Source organism: Daejeonella sp., from assembly GCF_030695525.1.
GTDB lineage: Bacteria > Bacteroidota > Bacteroidia > Sphingobacteriales > Sphingobacteriaceae > Daejeonella.
This window is the reverse complement of record NZ_JAUYSS010000025.1, coordinates 86987-105935: the sequence shown is the minus strand read 5'-3', so window position 1 is coordinate 105935 and position 18949 is coordinate 86987. Positions and strand designations below refer to the sequence as shown.

The following is an 18949-nucleotide window of genomic DNA, read 5'->3' as shown; positions in this document are numbered from 1 at the left end:
TTGTTATCTCCGACAATAAGCATTCTCCACACGTCTGGTCGGTGATAACACCGACCAGAGGAGCGATACAGATTACCCTATTATTTCAACTCCGGTGGCAGGTTACCATATGCCCATGGTGCTTTGAAAGGTGGCGGTGGAGGAGGTAAAGGAACCTTACCGGGTACCATTTGATTTGCCAATTCGATACCCGTATTGGCAAATTGTCTTCCTGCAGAAACCTCCAGATTACTGTAGGAAGTCAGGCGGGTTTCATAGCCCCCACCATTCGGACCCATAGCTTCTTCAGTAGGTACATATCCGGTTATACCGTTAGCCAGCTCTACCACAAAAGTGAAAGGAAATTTACTACCCGCCTTGATGTCCAATTGGTACTGAACAAAATATTCTGCAGGGTTTGATACAAACACCATCGGGCCAACCTGGATGGCTTGAACTTCAACTTCCACTAATGGCCTTGCTTTTATGATTGCATCCAATACGAGAATCTCTTTTGCAAAAGTCCACTCAGTGGTCCCTGACTTTTCAGGGCCCGCCTTTACAAGTTCCAATGATTTCTGAACTTTCTCGGGTGTTGGGATGCGACGCTTAACTGTCCACACCCTTTGCCTGCTATCAAGCGGAATTTCACTTCCTGCACCACGGCGAATGAGAAGCAGGGTCTTATAAGCCTCGGCACCCACGCGGCCACCAACGATATCCCACCATTCTTCTGCCCCGGGATTTTGAAATTTGGTCAGGTTATCAACCTGTGTGATATCACCACAAGCACCCTGCATGAAAACAACAGGCAAGGCTGCATTTCCGGTCGCACCACGAATCGTTCTTTCCATTGATCCAATCCAGCTTGCTGAAATACCTCCCGGACTGGTAGTGGCATGACATGCAAAATTTACCACAGTTCCCAGCAAATTACCTTTTAAGTCCCATACTCCAACGGTACCGACCTGAGGATCAATCGGCCCTGCATAATCAACAATGTCAGGATTGCCGGCACCCGGGTGCGAGTAGCTCATTCCGTTCTTCATCCGCAGACGACGATTGAACGAAACCTTATCTTCATGCCCGTTCCCAACGGCGAGTTTTGCATCCACACGATTCTCATTGGCTAGCACAACGGCATCAACGATCTGTTTCTTAAGGACTTGAGTGTATCCGGGATCAGAAACTATCGAATGATTATTAACCAGATCTTTCACTAAAGGAGAGGCTTTGTCAAAATCTCCGGGTTCACCCATACCGATAGGGCCGGAGGAATGTGAATGAGATGCCCCAATCATTATATCTGCCGGCAGGATACCGCAGCGCTTCCGGATCTCCTCACGTACTTCCAGAACCAGATGCCTGGTAACAAAAAGCAAATCGATTCCAACAAGGGCCACACGCTTTTTCCCATCATCAAATACAACAGCACGAACTTTACAGGGATCATGGAAGGACTTATGGTGAGCCTTGCCATAATTTCCAGGAGATTCCATACCGATATCCGGGGTAATGTCCCTTTCAGCAAATCCGGATTTAAAAATAGATACCGGTTTAGGCCCGTCTGCTGCGTTGCCCGAAAAGGTAAAGAGGCATAATGTGAAGATTATTAAAATATATTTCATGGTTTTACCTGGTTAAATAGTTTAAGAATTTCAGTTACAATTTTTCGGGAAGCTCCAATTTCCACCCTATTGGTACCCAGCCAGGTTTCATATCCTCCCAATTGATGCTGTTCGGGAGTAGGAAGGTAGCCATAACTGCCATTGGCCAGTTCTATAGTAAAGGAAGATTTAAAAGGGCTTTTTGCTTTGATTTCCAGGCCAATTTCGGTAAAAACCTCAAAAGGAATTGCTGCTACGCCAAGGTCTCCGATACGAAAGGTTTGCATAATTACATCAATATTCTCCGGATATCCATTCATCTGAATGGTTCTTTCTGCATAGGTTTTCTCCAGACGGTGAACCGGAGTTTCTGTTTCAGGTTTTGCAAGAACCTTTTGGGCATAAGCAAGCATTTCAGGTGTAGGCCGGCGAACTTGCAAATTCAGTTCTGACTGTGCAGCACGCAAGGGTACCCAGTCTTTGTATTGTATGGTCTGGTATACCCGTAGAACTTCATTAGCTACATCATTGGCAACAATACGCATTTTGGCATAGGGCTCGTGTTTTTCTGCCGGTCCGCGAAAATTGATGTTATTTACATCTCCCGATGTTCCATTAGACATAATACCAACAAATGGAGGATCCTGACGATCTGCCTTTAGCAATTCCTGAATACGGTCAGCAAAAACAGCAAAATAATCAGCTGAAATATGATCTCGGGGTACCCCGCCTACATAGTGAAGGGAATAATTGGCAAGTAAACCAATCGGGCGGCCTTTAAGGGATTGTACCGAAATGAAGGAGACTTGAGGATCTGTAGGACCTGCCGGTTCCACTAAATCCGGATTTGCGATCCCCGGATTCATCTGTACCTGATCTTTCCCTCCGAAAGGATTGACTACCGGATTTTTCATTTTCCAGCGGCGGTTAAAGAGATGCTGGGGTACATTTCCGGCCCCCCAGCCAATACGAGCGGGTTCGAGATTATTCAAAGCTATGCGCACACCATCTGCTATACGTCGGATAAGAAAACGCTGGTAATCATCGAAAGGTCTTCCGGCACTCCATCCTCCTCTCAGGTTTCCAAGTCCGCCGGCACTGCTGGCAGAATGTGTATGGTCTGCAGACATCAGTATCTGGGCTGTGGGAATCTTTGTTTCCTCAAAGATCAATCGTTTTGCCTCATCGAATACTTCACGAATAATACCTACATTATCCACTACAACAAAAACCAGTTTTGTGGTACCGTCATCCAATACCAGACTGCGTGCATGCAATTCGTCATGTACATAATTTGCCGGAGGAGGCACCCCAAAATTTCCAACTAAGCCAGAACCCAAAGGTGGAGTAATGTTTGCAGTCGATGCACCTGCGCGGAAAGTAGCATTCTGAGCATATAGGCGCGAATCAAAATAGAGTATCAGTATAAAACTGAAAATCAATATCAGAAATTTAGAGGTGCGGCCACCCTGTTGAAATTTAATTGTTCTTTCCATATTAATATTTGCTTTAGCCTGTTTAAATTTAAAACAAGCAGATTGAAAATTATGTTATTGACAAAGTATTATTATTCTATCTATTGATTCTCCCCCTTAATCTCATTAAGTAAGTTTATCGCAGCTTCTACCATCATTTCGCCTCCACCTGGGGCCACACGTGAATTTATAGTCTCGTAACTCCCCTGACTAAAGGCTTTACGGGTGGGTACATATGCGATATGGCTATTGGTCAGTTCAATAACCAGGGTTGTCTTAAACGGAGAGGACTTCTTTATAGCCAGACCTAAGTCCACAAAAACTTCCCCCGGTAAACCTACTATGGCAAGGTCCTTCCCAATTCCTATAACCTGCACTTCCAAAGGAAGTTTCCACCCTTCGCGTTCAACCGTTGGTGCAATGGCCTCGGTACGTCGAAGCCTTTCAAGGGAACGAATTTTTAAACGCCTTCTGCGTTCCAGAAATGCGGACTCCTTGTGAAGGGGTTTAGCACTTTCATCATTAGCCCAGGTTAATTCGGCCTGAGTATACTCCTGAAGTGGTGCATATACAAATTGGGAGCGCATCGAAAGAAAGGAATTCCCTACCTTCTTTAAAGAAGGAATCTCTTTTACGATTGCATCCGATAAACGGTCTCCAATATCCTTTGTTGACAAGCGCTTTTTATCTTTACCCTGCACATCCACGTGATTTAAATCACCGCAGGGGCCGGTTGCAAAAATAGAGATGCCCCCTCTACCTATTGCAGAACTGAGTGCCTGAGCAAGAAAGCCCGGATAGTCTGCACTGAACCTGGAACCCCCAAAAGTGTCGGCATGAACTCCGAAATTCGACAGAACGGCCATTGGAGAATTATCAGAAACCTTTCGAAGCATTAAAATGCCTACCTGAGGATCAACCGGGCCGGCAGGAAGAATGGCGTTTATATTACCAACACCCGGGTTAAATACAACTTTGCCATCATCCATTATAAAACGACGGTTGAATGAAACCCCATTAGCCAGGCCTGTACCGCTTTCAAGCTGAACATTTTCCAGTGATTTTTGGGCAATTATAACTGACTTTGCTATCTGATCTGCCAAACTTTCCAAATAAGGATCCTTTACTGCTGAAGGTGTATCTTCATCAAATGGCGGGCGGAGTGTCCCGGTAAGTTCACGTATATTAGGGTGATAGGCAGGACCGGTATGTGTATGAGTGCCTGCAATTATAATGTTGGAATAAGGAATACCCGTTTTTTCAGAGATCTGTAATCTGACGGAGGAAGAGAGACTCCTCTCAACCCACAATAAATCACATACGACAAGGGCAATGGTAACATCGCCTTGCTTAAGTACAAGAGCTTTTGCATACAATGAATCATGAGCCCCGGTACTTTCACCACGATAATGCGGGTAGGCCAAAGGGGGAGTTATATTAACGGCTGAAGCACCAGCAAGAAAAACGGCTCCCTGGGCAATACTCCGGTAAGAAAAACAGAACATAAGTATAACACTAACAATAAATGTTAGTGTGTTGGCAGTCATGAACTTATTTTGAAACATAACTATTTCTTTATCATACCTATACTAATCGATATTCAGGAATAACATAAAATCAATTGTGATTTACGGTTCCTTTAGTACTAAACAAAAGAAAGTCTTCAGATATAGGATAAGAAGAACTAATTAATCACCAATCCTATTCAGATTTGGGTATTCTCTTTTTTGATCAGCTTAATATAAATGCTTTGTTTCAACCAAATCTAATCTTCAAATAAGACCCAAACCAATACTTCTTTCGACAATACCAATACTATATTATGCCAGGAAACCCTGTTCAAATTCGATGTTGTTTAGAAACTTAATTTCTGTAATTTTTCTTAACGATTACTGAAAAGTGAATATAAATCCATAATCTATGCCCAGCTAGAAAAAGGAACTAAGCATTACCAAATCATTCTATTGCTTTACCTGATTAAAAAGTTTAAGAATTTCAGTCACAATTTTTCGGGAGGCTTCTTTTTCTACCTTATTGACACTCATCCAGGTTTCATAGCCCCCCATTTGATGCTGTTCGGGAGTTGGGAGATATCCATAACCACCATTGGCCAGTCCAATCGTAAACGATTTTTGAAAAGGGCTTTTGGCTTTGATCTCTAAACCCGTTTCGGCAAATACCTCAAATGGGATTCCGGCTATTCCCAGATCCCCCACCCTGAAGGTTTGAAGTATCACATCTATTTTTTCAGGCCATTCTTTCATTTGGATGGTTCGCTCGGCAAAGACCTTTTCTGTTGGATGGTCAGGCTTTGCTTTCAGCATTGCTGATTCTGCCCAGCCAAGCGTTTGCTGATCCGGCTTTCTTACATCCAGGGTAAGCTCCATTTGGGTTGCTCCCAAAGGCACCCAGTTTTTGTACTCTATGGTCTGATAAACCCTGAACACCTCCTCTGCGACATCGTTTGCCACAAGCTTCATTTTCGTATAAGGCTGATATTGGGCAGTCGGCCCCCGAAAATCAATATTATTTATATCTCCTTCTGTACCATTCGACATGATGCCTACAAAGGGAATATCCTGACGGTCGGCTTTTAATAGTTCCTGGAGGCGGTCGGCAAAAACCGCAAAATAATCTGCCGAAATATGACCCTGAGGAACCCCACCAACATAGTGCAGGGAATAATTAGCCAGGACTGCAATAGGCTGCCCTTTCATAGATTGAACCGATAAAAATGAAACCTGAGGATCAGTAGGGCCGGCAGGTTCCTCAATGTTGGGATTGCCAATACCCGGATTCATTTGAACCGATTCCCTTACACCAAAAGGATTGGTCACGGGCGTTTTCAATTTCCAGCGACGATTGAAAACATGCTGAGGTACAGTCCCTGCACCCCAGCCTATACGGGCAGGTTCCAGATTATTTAAGGCAATCCGCACTCCGTCAGCCATACGCCGTACTACAAAGCGCTGATAATCATCGAGAGGTCTAGGATATTTTACTACTGAATTAGCACGGATACTCAGGGAAGGTTCTGGTGGATTTATTTCATGACCTGCCCAGGTAGAAGAGTGAGTATGTGTTGAGGACATCATTATTCGCTCTGCAGGTATCGATGTTTCCTGGGAGATAAGTAGTTTCGCCGCATCAAAAACTTCACGGGGAAGCTCTACATTATCCACAACCATAATAGCCAGGCGAACTTTTCCGTCGTCCAAAACAAGAGAACGGGCATGTAATTCATCATGAATATGGGTAGCTAAGGGCAAAGGCATCCATCCTCCAGCTATTCCCTCCCCAAGTGAAGGGCTGATATTGGCGGTTGAAGCTCCGGCACGAAAAACACCATTCTGAGCATAAGCTGGGAATTGGAAAAGCAGGATGAGAATACTACTGAGTAATCTCAATGGGATAAAACAATTCCGGATATTTAGAAAGTCCATTGTTCTTTTCATTAGTTATGTTTTTCCGGTTCTGTACTAAGCTTTATTAAATTGAGATAAGTTTAATCCCGGATCAATCCGTTCATTTGAAAAATGCATTTTGGCCCAACTTAGTTCTTCCTGAGCTTCCGCTGCGTTTCGTCCCAAAATAGCTGTCAGTGTTGATTCGGCAGCCTGCTTTATTTCGTTTAGATAATTTCCGGTCTCAATACTATTAATAAAATTTTTATGTTTATTGGCATCGGCATCGTACAATGATGAAAGAAAAACACCGGCTGCCCTTTGTTCGGCCGAAACCTGAGCGGGATTCCTCACTACACCCGAGTCCCATTCATTTTCACCGCTTATGAAAACCCCGCCGCTATAATGGGCTTCAGCAATACCCTTTGTCCCGATAAATCTCGCACATACATCACCGAACTGCTTTCCAATCTGAATAGAATGGTAGGATACATTGACATCATTCGGATACTTAAAGATCACCTGATAGTGATTCCAGGCATTTCCAAATTCCACTCCCGAATTTAGTCCGCCATAACCCGAAGCACTTAAAGGGTGTGATTGCAAAGCCCTGTTACAGATATCAATCATATGTATCCCCTGGTCCACCAATGTTCCTCCCGACAGTTCCCGGAAATGGAACTGATTCCTGATTCTCGCTTCATCATAAGATAAGTCCTTGTATGGTTTCAATGGTATTTCTGATGCCAGATAATAAATCTGGGCATTCACGATCTTTCCAATATCCCCCCTGTGAATCCGTTTAATCATTTCTGCATAAGGAGTGGCATGTGGGACTTGAAACCCTATGGCTACGCTAACTTTCCCATTAATCCGCTCAGCTAATTGCTCCATTCGCCTGCAACCTTCCACATCTATAGCGACAGGCTTTTCACAGTATATATGTTTACCAGCCGCAACTGCAGCCTCTAAAAATTGGGGATGGGTATAACAGGGTGAAGAAATCAGTACCGCATCTACTTCTTTATTATTCAATAACTTAAGGTAGGCATCCGAACCCTGATATATATTCGATTTGGAAATAGCAGGAAATCCCTTTGCCGCATTCAACTGGTCGAGCTTTGGTTTGGCAGCCTGGAGTTGATCCTGAAAGAGATCGGCAATAGCAACAATGTGTACATTGGCATTTCTTGACATGGAGCTTATATCGGCGGTTCCTCTGCCACCGCAACCAATAAAACCTAAGCGAATGGGCGGTTTTGCACCAGAGGCAAAAACTGCATCCGGACTTAAAATTGTTACCGCTGATAATGAAGCCGCACTTTTTATGAAATTCCTTCTTTCCATATTTATTGATCTATTGCTTTAATATACTGAGAGTTATGTTAACAATCAAATGGCCTTAGGTATCTGGAGAGAGGAAACAAGAATTTAGAACCAGGAGCCAAGAACCAGGAATAAAGACGAGGAAATAGGAAATGGAGAATGTATCCAGCATCTCATTTTTCACATCTCACATCTCATATCTCATATCTCACATCTCAATCAAATCTCAATCAAATCACGTAAACCCTCAAACTTCTTGCTCCATGTGCTCCGATTACCAGGTTTTGTTCAATATCTGCTGTCTTTGAGGGGCCTGCGATAAATACTCCGAAGCCTTCTTCTGCTGCATCAATCTGTTGGTAAGCCTGGTGCATATTATTAACAATGTCAGCCTGATTTAGTACGATCACCAGATGCTGGCAAATGAAGGGAAGCAGCCGGTTGGACATTTGCCTTTCAGAAATCCACATCGCACCATTCTCTGCTACACCTAATCCAGCCCGAAGATAGCAGGTATCCAGTGACTCCAGTTCGCCTGCATTCAGGTTTTTCCAGCCTTCAGTATCACGGTTATCCAGAAGATTAATCATAAATTTTCCTTCTGCTTTTACCTCAGCTAAATCATTCAGTAATTGCTGCCTGCTGTTCTCATAATATGCTTTCCCTCCTGCAGCTTCTACCATTTCAATAAATTTCTGTATTAGATCAGTGTATTGAATGGTTAGGGAAAGATCAATATCCGGCAGCTCAGTAAGATCCGGTTTATTCATCGCCACAGCATTTAAAATAGTTTCTCTAGCACCCATGATTATTTATTTTCTTTAAACCAGTCTCTAAAACTTTTTTCAGGTGCTCGCGGCATCTCCCGCTGTTTGTACCAAACATTCAGGCTATTATTCAGTATAAAAGGAAAGATTCGCATGATCCAGCGGCCAATTTTTCCGGCCATGCGGTAGACCTTTGGATTTGAAAGCACCCAGGCCATACCCTGCATCCCTGCTTTCTTACCCTTATCAACATATCCATTGGCGACGATTACCTGACGCCACTTCCAGAGTTGCTCGTGGATATCAATTTTCACCGGACAGACATTGCTGCATGATCCGCAGAGCGTTGAGGCAAATGGCAGATCTGAATTAGCCTCCATGTCTAAATTCGGGTTTAATATCGAGCCAATCGGCCCGGCAACTGTTGAATGGTAACTGTGCCCTCCGCTTCTTCGGTACACCGGACAGGTATTAAAACATGCCGCACAGCGGATGCATTTGAGGGAATTCCTGAAATCAGCTCTTCCCAGTTGCCTGCTCCTGCCATTATCAACAATTACCACATGCATTTGCTGTCCGGGACGGGGTTTGTTGAAATGACTGGAATAAGTTGTGATAGGCTGTCCGGTTGCGCTTCTGGCTAATAGTCGTAGAAATACCCCAAGATGTTCGGTTTTCGGAATCAGTTTCTCAATACCCATACAGGCAATATGAATACCCGCAGAATGTACTCCCATATCCGCATTACCTTCATTTGTACAAACCACAAAGCTTCCCGACTCGGCGATGGCAAAATTCACACCGGTAATTGCGAGATCTGACTCTATAAAACGTTCCCTCAAATGATGTCGGGCAGAGCCTGCCAGATATTGTGGATCATTATTCCCTTTCTCTGTGTTCAGATGCTCATGAAAAGTTTCACTCACATCCTGACGTTTGAGGTGAATGGCGGGTAATACAATATGACTTGGCGACTCTTTCCTTAACTGTACGATATACTCACCAAGATCAGTATCCAAAATCTGTATGCCTTTATTCTGAAGATACTCATTCAAATGACATTCTTCAGTGAGCATACTTTTGCTTTTAACAATTTTATCAATCTTGTTATCAGCAATGATCTTATGAATGATCCGGTTATGATCCTCTGCGTCGGAGGCCCAGTGAACTACGATTCCGTTCGAAATCGCTTTCTCCTCGAAACTTTTTAAATAATAATCCAGATTGGAAAGGGTATGATTTTTTATTTGGGATGCCCAATCGCGAAGCTTTTCCCATTCAGGAAGCGTATTTACCGCTTTATCCCTTTTAGCCCTGACAAACCAAAGCGTTTCATCATGCCAGTCAGTACGTGCTTCGTCCCTGATAAATTCCTGTGCAGCTTCTGCATGTTGTTTAGCCCTCATAGCACGCTATTCAATATCTCAGCCAGATGTATAGTTTTTACACTACTTCCTTGCCTCTTTAAAATACCTTCCAGATGCATCAGGCAACTGGTATCTCCTCCGCAAATAAATTCCACCTCATTTACAAGGTGTTCTTTAATCCGGTCTTTACCCATTTTCACACTGACAGCCTCTTCAAATACACAAAATGTACCACCGAAACCACAGCATTCGTCTGCCCTTAACGGCTTTTTAAGATCCAGGCCATTGACCATGTTTAGCAAGTGCTCAGTTTTGGAAAATGCAGGAGCCACAAGTTCAGACATTGAAGAAAGATTTAAACCTCTTTGTCCATGGCAACTGATATGCATACCTACTTTATGAGGGAAGGAAGCCTCCAGGTGGTTAACTTTAAGAATATCAACAAGGAATTCAGAAAGCTCATAAACACTATGCCGGATTTTATCAAGTTCAGCCTTGTCACCACCTTCCTTTAAATGTTCCTTAATATGAAGAACACAACTGCCGGAAGGGGCAACTATATAATCAAAGTCTCTAAAGTTTTTTACAAAATTTACATCGCAACCTTTTGTCAGATCCGAAAAACCACTGTTGGCCATTGGCTGGCCACAACAGGTTTGGTTCATTGGATAATTTACCTCACAGCCAAGCTTTTTTAATAGCTGATAAGTGGCTATGGCAACATCAGGATAAAACTGATCAATATAACAGGGAATAAACAAGCCTACATTCATCTGTTTTTATTTCTTGTTTTTATTTGTAAGATGGAACCTTTGATGATTAAAATAATCATTGTCTTTTATTTAATAATTATTTTAATCATGTCGGATTCATGATTTTTTTAGGCAATAACAATAATTAACATAATATTCTATTTAAAGTCTGATCGTATAAATTTTCTACGGCAAAAAACAGTGAAATATATATAAATTACTACGTTTTAAACAAAATTTAGTCCATATTATAATCAAAATCAGTCCCTAGTTTCAAACATTCCTGCCATGAAACAATACTTTCTGAAGAACTCGCATCCATCATACTGGCGGCAGCAGCATTTACTCCTAATAAAAGGCTTTTTGCCATCGTCCAGTCTTCGTGAATCCCTGCCAAAACACCTGCGGCAAAAGCATCTCCGGCTCCAACTGACCCTTTGATTTTCTCTGCAGGCATTTTAACGCTTGGCTGAAATAGTTTCTCCCCGCTTGGGTTTAATGCAATTGCTCCTTTCGGGAAATGAATAACTACCCATTTCTGAACCCCTGTTTTTAATATGGCTTCAGCTGCCTGATAAGCTTTTGAAAGTGAGCATTTTCCGTCATCATCACAGATCTCAATATCTGTTAACATACCGGCTTCAAATTCATTAACAAACAGAATATCTACAAATTGCAATGCTAATGGAATAATAACTTTAAATCGCTCAGATTGCTCACTGACCAGATCTGCAGATGTAATCATCCCGCATTTTCTGGCTTCACGCAATACTTTTGCTGCCCCTGTCAGGCCATCTGCATCAATAGTATCTAATCTATCAAGCAGCAGGAGATACCCTAAATGAAATATCTTTGCTCTACAGCCAGAAAAGTTAAAATAGGACTCATCTAAGAAGGCATTTGCACCTCTGGAATGGAAAAATGTACGTTTGCCTGTTCCATGAACAGTCATCACGTCGGTATACGAAGTATTACTGTCTTCAACCTTTTTTATCTGGCTGGAATCAATCTGAAGTTCCCGGCATTCATTTAAAATATAATCCCCTCTTTCATCATTTCCGATGGCCCCGATTCCCTTTAAGGGAAATTGAAATCCCATCTTACTAATGGCTTTTAAAACATTGTAAGGAGCACCACCATTACTGGTGCTCTCTCTGATGATATTCGCCAGTTTCTCTTCTTTTGGGTAGACATCTACGATCTTGACATTGTCAATAATCCAGTTTCCTCCTGCCAAAATCCCAATTCCGGTATTTTCTTTCATATCGAATACATTACCTTCTTAATAAAACATGCTTTTGTGTTTTGCATTGAACATTTTCAGCCGATTTTCAAAAGGAAGCCCCTATAAAAGCACATACAGGCTTGACCCCGAAGGTGGTCACATGTTTATAGAAAAATTCATTTTACCCCTTTTTTCCGACCCCGAAGGTGGTCGTATGTATTTTAAATTTCTTACATACGACCACCTTCGGGGTCGATTTGTCGCGAATATCGATTAACTATAAATATACGACCACCTTCGGGGTCGACACACAAATCTTTTAACCGGACACTTTGATTATAAATTAAATCATACCACATCTACAACAGATTTAGTCTCATGAGATTTCAATGCAGCATTAAATAATTTATGACTCATCAGTGCTTCTTCAGGGGTTACACAGCCAAAGCGCCCATTTAAAAATCCTTCACGCTCAGCAAAATATGCAGCCAGCATTTGTAAAAAACAATCAGAGAAACCAGGTTCAAATATTCCACCGGTGCTTACCGGGAAAGGAACCTGGAATCCAAGATCCACCCGCTGCCATAGCTGCTCCTTTTCTCGCTTAAAGGTCCATAATGCCTTGGTATCCTTGGTATTATAGCGTACTCCGCCTTCCGTTCCCAAAATTTCAATATACCATGAATTAGTCTCTCCTGGCTTTAATCGCTTCATTTCAAGGGACATCGGAATATCATTATCCGCAATTTTCACAGAAGTGGAGAGGGTTGCATTGTTCCAGGTATCGCCTTCAGTCCAACCACCTTTACCATCCGGTCTTGTTGTAATGATCTTTTGCAAATGAGCATATACTTTATCAGGTATCCATCCCATTCTGATTGGGATGTGCATCACATGCATACCCAAATCTCCCATTACACCAATTTCACCACAGAATTTTGATTGTCTCTTCCAGTTAATCGGTTTAAGAGGATCCAAATCACTTGAATGACAAAAACCTGCATTTATTTCGATGATCTCTCCAATTCTTCCGGAAAGAGCTTCACTAATCACCCGCTGAGGACCCGGAAAAAAGGGCATCTCTGAACAACATCTTACAAAACTCTTTGAACTGGCAATTTTTTCATTGATCTTTTTTGCTGCCTCAAGATCCATTCCAAACGGCTTTTCAGCCAACAGATCTTTTCCTGCTTCAATTACTTCGATATAATATTGCTCATGAAGAAAATGCGGAAGAGCAACATACACTACATCAACCTTAGAGGACGCTAATAATTCTTTATAATCTGTGGTCAATAATTCAACTGAAGGAATTTGCTCATACCATTTTAAGGTATTTGCATCCAGATCACATACAGCCTTTAACTCTACTTTAACGGGATATTCATTTAATGAGAACCAGCGTCCAAAAGCGCCGGCTACTTCCTTACCCATTAAACCGCCACCAATAATACCAACGTTTACAACTTTCATATTGTATTTAATTTTTTAAATGATAATAAACCGGCTTGCCGGTAGCTACCCTGTACACATATATTTTTTTTATATGGAGGTTCCCGCTTTCGCGGGAACCGATAATTATCGGTTGACAAAAATTTAGGGGAAGAGGGAGATTCCAGCCTTCGCTGGAATCGCAATCCGGTTCCTTCCACTCCACTTTGTCATTCCAACGAAAGCTGTATTCCCTAATACTCCCAAATGCTTGTCATTCCCGCGAAAGTGGGAACTCCAATACAACTGCCAACAGACAGGTTTTATTTATTTCCCTTAACCCAGGCAATTACATCCTCAGGCTTTGCACCATCATGTACAATTGCCATTAATGCCCTGGTCATACCACCAGAATTTGCGTGTTGCACTACATTTCTGCCATACACGATCCCTTTAACACCCTGTTGCATCAATTTATAGGTACGGTCCAATAACTCTTCATCATCTGCACGGCCACCACCTCTTACAAGAATTGGAATAGATCCGGCTACCTCAACAACTTTATGATAATCTTCTACCTTGTCGCAAGGATCTGCCTTAATAATATCAGCTCCCAATTCAACAGCCTGTCTTACAAGAGGTAGGATAATATCAATATTTCCATCAACCATATAACCTCCGGCCTCACTGTTCGGACGGAATACCAATGGCTCAATCATTAATGGCATTGAGTAGTAATCGCACATTGGCTTCAGCTTCAAAATATTCTGAATACACTGATCAGTTACCTCAGGGGCACCGGGAATACGAAACAAATTGACAACTACACAGGTAGCATCAAGACGAACGGCCTGAAGCACCGGCTCTTCTATCATTCTGCTATATAATACAGATTGAAGCTCTAAACCATATACATTGGCAACGTCGGTTCTAAGAACCAATGATGGTTTTTTCTTTCCCGGCACAGATTGTAAATGATGCGCCTGTCCAACAGTCAATTGAATCGCATCAGGGTCTGCATCAATCAGAATTTTAACAGATTTTTCAATATTCTCTATCCCACCCAAAAATGTTAGTTCATTAAAAAACCCATGGTCAATAGCCACATCAAAACACTTACCTGATTTTTCATTGAACAATCTATTTAATCTACTCGCTTTCATCTTACTTATTTTTATTTATTTAACAATTAATTTAATTAACTTATAACATATCGTCCATTTATTAAATGAGGACTATCTACTATGAACCTTCCGAATTACGAATACAATAGCCTGCCAGCTTTGCGGCCCATTGATTTGAACTATATCTATCCGTAATAAGAGAGGTATAAAAAACCTCCGTGCGAAGTTCCAAGGTGAAATCCTTCAGGACAACACCAACACGTTTATTTCATTTTCGCCTTTGACAAAACATCAGACAGGCTAACCGGAACTCCCCCTAGCCTCTTGCTTTCATCTGCGGCCTCCATGAAAGCATAAATTTCTATTGTTTCTTCATCACTTACCGGGGGTCTGCCTGATCGAAAAAACTCAACAATGGCTACCACCAATGGGCGGTAGCCATTAAATACTCCAATAGAAGCTATTCCTTTATCTCCAAAAGCTGTGCCTCCAAATCCGCTCCGACCTTTACGTACACCACGGAAAACTCCGATACGGTCATTTTCCCAGGTTCCGACAACCACGTCAGCATCCTCTGTAGAGGTCCGGCTCACTGATTTACATCCTGTTCCACCCATCACGGTATACAGCGATTCAACCGCATGAATACCATCCCAGAAGAGATCAGCATGTGATTTCTGTATAGGAGCCGGGCCATAAGTATTTGCCCCCAAAACCTTCCCAACTACTTTACCCTCGCGGATATCCAGGGCTTCTTTGACGTAGCGAAGCGGTGAACAGGAAAACATCGGTACATTATACTTCTTCACCTCATTGAATATTGCTAACACATCCGATAAGCTTGCTGCAAGTGGTTTATCTACATAAACCGGTTTGCCTGCTTTCAATACCGGCATGATCTCCTTCAAATGGGGACGCCCATCGTTGGTTAATAACATCACAGCATCAACCTTTTTCAGCAATTTTCTGATAGACATCACAAACTCCACGCCCTGTCCTGTAATCGTATCAGTGAAGCTCTGTAAAGATTTTTCAGAGAACTCCACATCCGGATTACCCTTAGGATGAAAAATTGCTACCACCCGACAGCCACTGAACTCAGGACTTGCGGCACCGGAGTTTATAATTTCAGTATAGGCAGCACTATGAACAGAAAGCCCGATAACTCCAACTTTAATCTCCTTTTGAGCATTAGTTGCTGCAGAGGCTGAAGCCTGAACTCCGATTCCAGCTGCCAGTCCCAAAGATTTCTTAAGAACCTGATGCCGCTTATTATTCTTCATATTTATATTCGGGTTCATCGGTACCGGATTTCTAAAATTTAGTTCTTTTGATTTGTGGTGGATACTTTATTACCTGATTACCTGACCACCTTCATAATCCCACGCATTGTAAACGAGTGACCAGGAAATGTACATACGAAAGGATAATCTCCTGCCGTAGCGGGAGCCGTAAATTTGATTGTCTCCTTGCCGGCACCCATTAATAGCTTAGTTGCATAAAGCACCATATCGCCATCAGGGACATAATTCTTAGCTGCCCCGTTCTCTCCAAGTTCAATTGCTTTTTGCGAAACTATATCAACAGTTCCGGGTTTGGTTATCAAAAGATTATGAGGCATTAAGCCCAGATTCTCAACTGTAATTTCTACCGGCTGAGCTACCTTTACAGTAAACTCCGACAATAATTGACCCTTCACTTTGAAACGCAGTTCATCAGTTGCTTCTATGGTCAGGATCGCAACCCTGTCATTCTGCAATTCCGGCCCCTTGGTACTGGCAGCAGGTGTGCTGGCAGGTGCAGAAGGCTTTGGAGCTGCCGATTTATGATCCTGATGGCTTGTAGTAGGGTCCATAGATCCAGGAACTTTCCAGAATTTCTCATAACCGGTTCGAAATTGCATTCCGGAAACGCTAGACTCGGATTTAGCCGGTTTGAATGTATCCTTTCCACTCCAGAAGAAATTTACCTTTTGAGCTGCCAGTCTAGCCTGATATTCAGGAGAACTAAGAACCTTAACCAGCAATGGTCTGTTTATTACATTATGCTGCTGATGTAACCAAAGTATTTCAAGCATTGGTAAGGCATCTTCCTTTTTCTTAGGATCTAATTTAGCAACCCATTCCTGTGCTTTCTGAATTACTTCATCCGTATTACGGGCACTCAGCTCTACACGAACTGCATGACGAATTCCATCAACAGGATGTCTGAAAAGTTCCAAAAGGTTTTCAATTGGCTCACCATAGATCGAAACCGGTTTTTGCAATGGGCGATCAACAGCTACCATACGATAAATCCGTCCATGCTGGTGGTCACGGCTTAAATCCCTCAGATTATAAGGTGAATGGGTAATTATAGCCTGATGCCAGTCGGCAAAGTACAATGCCCCATCAAAACCTACCACGCCATCACTCGGACGGAAGTTAGGATCTCCGGTAAAATCTTTCGTAACTACACGAGGTGTTGCTTCAGTACTTGGTGCAAATGCAGGATTGCTGCCAGTATAAATTAAGTTACCAACTTCCTCACCTTCAATTACGCCTTCATCCAGATAGTTAAGTTTGTATCTCTTAATACCTTGAAATCCAATTACATTGTAAACCAGGAAGTTATTCTGATATTCTTCAGGGAAATTTCCACTGGATAGGATCTGGCTTGAAGTATATGGCCGGATGGTTTGCTTAAATAAAGGGCGTTTATCAAAATCACCCTTATCTGTAGTAGAAGTTACAGTTCGCTTGAAATAAACCTGAAATGACCGGCCACTTGTACCATCAGAAATGAACTGATTACCCCATTTATCAAAACTGATTCCATGTGGATTTGGACTGTTATCCACTACGAGTGAAAAATCGTAGGTGCGTGGGTTAAATCGATATAAACCCGACTCACCTGATTCAGCACTTTTACGCCATGGAGTTTCGATATTTTCAAGAATGAAAATACCTCTCTGGTAGTAAATGTTACCATCAGGGCCATAGATCAGATTATTTGCAGTATGATGGGTATCATCAGAGCCCAAACCACCTAACATACGGTAACGTACATCGGCTACTCCATCTCCGTCGGTATCCTTAAGAAATAAAATATCTGGTGCAGAAACCACGATCACACCACCATTCCATAATTCAAAACCTGTTGGATTTGAAACATAGGCAAAAGTTGTAGCTTTATCAGCAACACCATCACCATCCTCATCCTTAAGTGTAACTATGCGGTCATTCATTGGTTTCATTGGCTCCCACTTTGGATATGTAGCCCATGAAGCAACCCAAATCTGACCCTTTGTATCAACCTGAACTGCTACGGGATTAGCTATCTCAGGAAACTTATCCTCTGAAGCAAAAACGGTAACTTTCATACCCTGGGGCACTGTCATTCGTTTAATCGCATCTTCAGCCCTCAGATACTCTACATTCCGGGTAATATGTGTTCCAACAGGATATGGCTCAGGGACATTGCTGTCATCAACTTTAATATCTTTCCCTTGTGCCCTTGCCCAAATACGCTTATCCCTGTTCGCGGTCATCGCTTCTAACATCCTTAGCTCGTTCTGTAGGGTAACATAGTTGCCATCCTGAATGGTACGTGTACCCCAAACATCATTTCCACTGGTTGCGCGATAACGGCTAAACCAATGCCAGTTTTTGTCTAATACTGAGCTGCGTAATGAATCGAGTCCGACTTTGGCCATGCTTACTTTTTTACCAAACAATGTTTCAGTAATATAAAGCCCTAATCTTCTGTTTCCTTCATTATTCAGGTGAACTCCATTGATTGTCAAAGGTTCAGTCGTGCTATCATACATTTTCTGTGTAGCATTGAATATATCCAGAAAAGGAACACCTTTTTCTTTGGCAACCTGAGACATTGCGAGTGTGTATGCTGCTAAGCGGCGATTGTTCTCTTTACCGTCCGGGAAATTTTTTGAATTGAGATTTTCATGGGCTATCGGTGAAAACAGAACCAGGCGAGGTGCAGCTTTCGTATCGTATTTTTGCTTCCGGGTATAGTCTATAAAAGCAACTAATTGCTTCTTAAACTCGGCAGGCTTGTCTTCATAAGATTCATTGTATCCAAAAAAGGCGAAAATAACATTAGCACCAACACTCGTCAAATGCGTATCGCTATCTCCAAAACCTTCATGGGCCCTTGGGCGATAATGAACCTGGTCACCGGTATAGCCGAGGTCCCTGAAAACTAATTTTCCATTAGGATAAACAGATTGCATATAGGTTTCCAACCAGCCATCGTGCTGCATACGATCGGCAAGTCCATTACCAATAATTGCAATTTTATCACCTGCCCTGAGTTCAAACTTTGGGCTTTGTGTCCAGCTCACCAAAAAAATAATCAAAGGGATTAAGAGTGCAGGCGCAACCAATTTTAAAATAGTACTGCCATTAAGAAAAATAGGTCGCACCAGTAATTTTCTTAGTTCTTTGAGTTGATTCATCTTTTATTTATTAAAACGTTATTTTACTAAGCAAGA

At 42.3% G+C, this 18949-nt stretch carries 13 protein-coding genes; all 13 read right to left on the bottom strand.

Translation table 11 applies throughout. The features are described from left to right. Positions 1–80: 80 nt before the first annotated feature. The gene (locus tag Q8S11_RS05870) at positions 81–1607 is read right to left on the bottom strand and encodes a hypothetical protein (protein ID WP_305661147.1); all 1527 of its coding nucleotides are present in this window, start codon (positions 1605–1607) and stop codon (positions 81–83) included. Next, on the bottom strand, positions 1604–3082 hold the full coding sequence (locus Q8S11_RS05865) for a neutral/alkaline non-lysosomal ceramidase N-terminal domain-containing protein (protein ID WP_305661146.1): 1479 nt from the start codon (positions 3080–3082) through the stop codon (positions 1604–1606). Before Q8S11_RS05865 ends, Q8S11_RS05870 begins: the two co-directional genes overlap by 4 nt. Before the next feature lie 80 nt (positions 3083–3162). Continuing rightward, on the bottom strand, positions 3163–4626 hold the full coding sequence (locus Q8S11_RS05860) for a neutral/alkaline non-lysosomal ceramidase N-terminal domain-containing protein (RefSeq protein ID WP_305661145.1): 1464 nt from the start codon (positions 4624–4626) through the stop codon (positions 3163–3165). A 396-nt stretch (positions 4627–5022) separates the two neighbouring features. Then, entirely contained in the window at positions 5023–6516 is a 1494-nt protein-coding gene (locus tag Q8S11_RS05855) for a hypothetical protein (RefSeq protein ID WP_305661144.1), read from the bottom strand. Between the two features lie 24 nt (positions 6517–6540). Beyond that, the gene (locus Q8S11_RS05850; protein WP_305661143.1) at positions 6541–7812 is read right to left on the bottom strand and encodes a Gfo/Idh/MocA family protein; all 1272 of its coding nucleotides are present in this window, start codon (positions 7810–7812) and stop codon (positions 6541–6543) included. Positions 7813–8021: 209 nt separating this feature from the next. Then, positions 8022–8597 (bottom strand): LUD domain-containing protein, encoded by a 576-nt coding sequence (locus Q8S11_RS05845; RefSeq protein ID WP_305661142.1) that lies wholly within the window; start codon positions 8595–8597, stop codon positions 8022–8024. Positions 8598–8599: 2 nt separating this feature from the next. Continuing rightward, positions 8600–9964: a lactate utilization protein B gene (locus tag Q8S11_RS05840; protein ID WP_305661141.1), complete on the bottom strand. Its 1365-nt coding sequence runs from the start codon at positions 9962–9964 to the stop codon at positions 8600–8602. After that, the gene (locus tag Q8S11_RS05835) at positions 9961–10698 is read right to left on the bottom strand and encodes a (Fe-S)-binding protein (RefSeq protein WP_305661140.1); all 738 of its coding nucleotides are present in this window, start codon (positions 10696–10698) and stop codon (positions 9961–9963) included. The genes Q8S11_RS05840 and Q8S11_RS05835 overlap by 4 nt, the downstream gene beginning before the upstream one ends. Before the next feature lie 217 nt (positions 10699–10915). Then, complete coding sequence (locus Q8S11_RS05830; RefSeq protein ID WP_305661139.1) at positions 10916–11941, bottom strand: carbohydrate kinase family protein; 1026 nt, start codon at positions 11939–11941, stop codon at positions 10916–10918. Positions 11942–12250: 309 nt separating this feature from the next. Next, positions 12251–13375, bottom strand: coding sequence for a Gfo/Idh/MocA family protein (locus Q8S11_RS05825; protein ID WP_305661138.1), 1125 nt, complete (start codon positions 13373–13375; stop codon positions 12251–12253). A 281-nt stretch (positions 13376–13656) separates the two neighbouring features. After that, on the bottom strand, positions 13657–14496 hold the full coding sequence (locus tag Q8S11_RS05820) for a class I fructose-bisphosphate aldolase (protein WP_305661137.1): 840 nt from the start codon (positions 14494–14496) through the stop codon (positions 13657–13659). A 224-nt stretch (positions 14497–14720) separates the two neighbouring features. Beyond that, complete coding sequence (locus Q8S11_RS05815) at positions 14721–15740, bottom strand: Gfo/Idh/MocA family protein (protein ID WP_305661136.1); 1020 nt, start codon at positions 15738–15740, stop codon at positions 14721–14723. 77 nt (positions 15741–15817) lie between these two features. Then, positions 15818–18913 carry a PVC-type heme-binding CxxCH protein gene (locus Q8S11_RS05810; RefSeq protein WP_305661135.1) on the bottom strand — a complete coding sequence of 1032 codons (3096 nt, stop codon included), beginning with the start codon at positions 18911–18913 and terminating at the stop codon, positions 15818–15820. Positions 18914–18949: the final 36 nt, after the last annotated feature.

Bases quoted from the DNA above. Each gene is read 5' to 3' on its own strand.
- Q8S11_RS05870 (WP_305661147.1), bottom strand. From the start codon at position 1,607: ATGAAATATATTTTAATAATCTTCACATTATGCCTCTTTACCTTTTCG.
- Q8S11_RS05865 (WP_305661146.1), bottom strand. From the start codon at position 3,082: ATGGAAAGAACAATTAAATTTCAACAGGGTGGCCGCACCTCTAAATTT.
- Q8S11_RS05860 (WP_305661145.1), bottom strand. From the start codon at position 4,626: ATGTTTCAAAATAAGTTCATGACTGCCAACACACTAACATTTATTGTT.
- Q8S11_RS05855 (WP_305661144.1), bottom strand. From the start codon at position 6,516: ATGAAAAGAACAATGGACTTTCTAAATATCCGGAATTGTTTTATCCCA.
- Q8S11_RS05850 (WP_305661143.1), bottom strand. From the start codon at position 7,812: ATGGAAAGAAGGAATTTCATAAAAAGTGCGGCTTCATTATCAGCGGTA.
- Q8S11_RS05845 (WP_305661142.1), bottom strand. From the start codon at position 8,597: ATGGGTGCTAGAGAAACTATTTTAAATGCTGTGGCGATGAATAAACCG.
- Q8S11_RS05840 (WP_305661141.1), bottom strand. From the start codon at position 9,964: ATGAGGGCTAAACAACATGCAGAAGCTGCACAGGAATTTATCAGGGAC.
- Q8S11_RS05835 (WP_305661140.1), bottom strand. From the start codon at position 10,698: ATGAATGTAGGCTTGTTTATTCCCTGTTATATTGATCAGTTTTATCCT.
- Q8S11_RS05830 (WP_305661139.1), bottom strand. From the start codon at position 11,941: ATGAAAGAAAATACCGGAATTGGGATTTTGGCAGGAGGAAACTGGATT.
- Q8S11_RS05825 (WP_305661138.1), bottom strand. From the start codon at position 13,375: ATGAAAGTTGTAAACGTTGGTATTATTGGTGGCGGTTTAATGGGTAAG.
- Q8S11_RS05820 (WP_305661137.1), bottom strand. From the start codon at position 14,496: ATGAAAGCGAGTAGATTAAATAGATTGTTCAATGAAAAATCAGGTAAG.
- Q8S11_RS05815 (WP_305661136.1), bottom strand. From the start codon at position 15,740: ATGAAGAATAATAAGCGGCATCAGGTTCTTAAGAAATCTTTGGGACTG.
- Q8S11_RS05810 (WP_305661135.1), bottom strand. From the start codon at position 18,913: ATGAATCAACTCAAAGAACTAAGAAAATTACTGGTGCGACCTATTTTT.